The organism is Flammeovirga aprica JL-4 (assembly GCF_012844305.1).
GTDB lineage: Bacteria > Bacteroidota > Bacteroidia > Cytophagales > Flammeovirgaceae > Flammeovirga > Flammeovirga aprica.
In genome coordinates this window covers 1-1649 of sequence record NZ_JABANE010000273.1, presented here as the reverse complement: position 1 = coordinate 1649, position 1649 = coordinate 1, and the positions used below count along the sequence as shown (strand labels likewise).

The 1649-nt window shown below is 35.8% G+C and carries 2 protein-coding genes; both read left to right on the top strand.

Annotation, left to right across the window (positions count from 1 at the left end):
- Window positions 1–387 precede the first annotated feature (387 nt).
- Window positions 388–954 (top strand): YdeI/OmpD-associated family protein, encoded by a 567-nt coding sequence (locus HHU12_RS33805; protein ID WP_169661133.1) that lies wholly within the window; start codon window positions 388–390, stop codon window positions 952–954.
- 35 nt (window positions 955–989) lie between these two features.
- Complete coding sequence (locus HHU12_RS33800; protein WP_169661132.1) at window positions 990–1565, top strand: type 1 glutamine amidotransferase family protein; 576 nt, start codon at window positions 990–992, stop codon at window positions 1563–1565.
- Window positions 1566–1649: the final 84 nt, after the last annotated feature.

The window sequence follows — 1649 nt, the reverse complement described above, 5'->3', positions numbered from 1 at the left end:
CACCTTGTCACGTGCTAATGCTTCGGGATCGTACTCCGTGCATAAGGGACTTGCACCCTCTAGAAGATTGAACTATATTTAGAAAAATATAGATCGTGCCCATTTTGGGCACACACAAGGTGTAATTGTCCATGCCTTGCGACTGCTTCGTCACGGCAATTACACGGGCCGTTCGGATGCAACCCTCCCTCCGGTCGGTCTGCATCCGAACGGATCGGAGCCAAGGCTCCTGTTCCCCGCATTCTCCCTTCGGTCGACATGCGCAGAACAGGAAGCTAAATTCAATAAAAAATTTACGGCTGACGCCGTATTTTTTACTAAATTTAGCTCCGATCCGTTGTGTGTCAGCTAAAAAGAGACCGTACAAGTTTTAGCAGAAAGTAAAAAATGAAGAAATTAACAACTAAATATTTCATAGACAGGAAAGAATGGAGGAAATGGCTTGAAGTAAACTTTGAGACTGAAAATGAAATTTGGTTGGAGTATCCGTTGAAGAAAAGTAATAAAAAACGAATACTTTATAATGATGCAGTTGAAGAAGCTCTCTGTTTTGGTTGGATTGACAGCACCGTTAAGTCGTTAAATGAAACAACATCTATTCAACGATTTTGTAAAAGAAGAAAGAGTTCTACTTTCTCACAACCAAATATTGAACGCCTAAAATGGCTATATGGAAACAATTTAGTTCACAGTTCAATTAAAGAAGAAGTTAAACGTATCGTTCAGCAAAATTTCATTTTTCCTAAAGATATAGTAACTAAGCTCAGAGCAGATATTGAAGTTTGGGAAAATTATCAGAACTTTACAGAACCATATAAACGCATTAGAATTGCGTATATTGAAAGTGGAAGAAAAAGACCTGATGAATTTAAAAAGCGATTAAATAATTTTATCAGTAAGGCAAAAGACAATAAGCTAATTAAAGGCTTTGGGGGAATTGAAAAATACTATTAACCTCTAAAGTTGTCACAAAAATTAAAGGAAAGAATATGAGAAAAATATACGTGTTTTTATTTGACGGATTCTCTGACTGGGAACTTGCTTACTTGACCCCTGAAATCAATAAAAGTGAGCAGTTTGAATTGATTTATTTCTCTGTCGATGGGAAATTTGTAAAATCAATGGGAGGATTACAGGTAAAGCCGACATCATCATTCAAAGAAATAGATACTAGAAATGTTGAATTATTAATTCTTCCTGGAGGTACAGTTTGGGAAAAGAGAGAGATAAATGCTATTGATAATCTTCTAAAAGAATTGGTTGACAATGAAAAGTCAATTGCAGCAATTTGTGGAGCAACTTTCTATTTAGGTCAGTTAGGTCTTTTGGATAATGTACTCCATACAAGTAATGATTTAGGATATTTAAAAGCAGTTGTTCCTGAATATAATGGACAAGGAAAATATCAAAATCAATTAGCCTTGACCGACAAAAATATCATTACTGCAAATGGAATTGCTCCAATTGAATTTGCAGTTGAAATTTTTAAGAAAATACAACTGAAACCTGATGATGAAATTGAAAAATGGTTTCAATTGTTTAAGAATGGAATCTGGAGTGAATAAAAGCCGAACACACAGTCGAGTAAGCTAGGGGAATCTCACCCCTAACTTCTCACAGAACCGTACGTGAACCTCTCAATTCATACG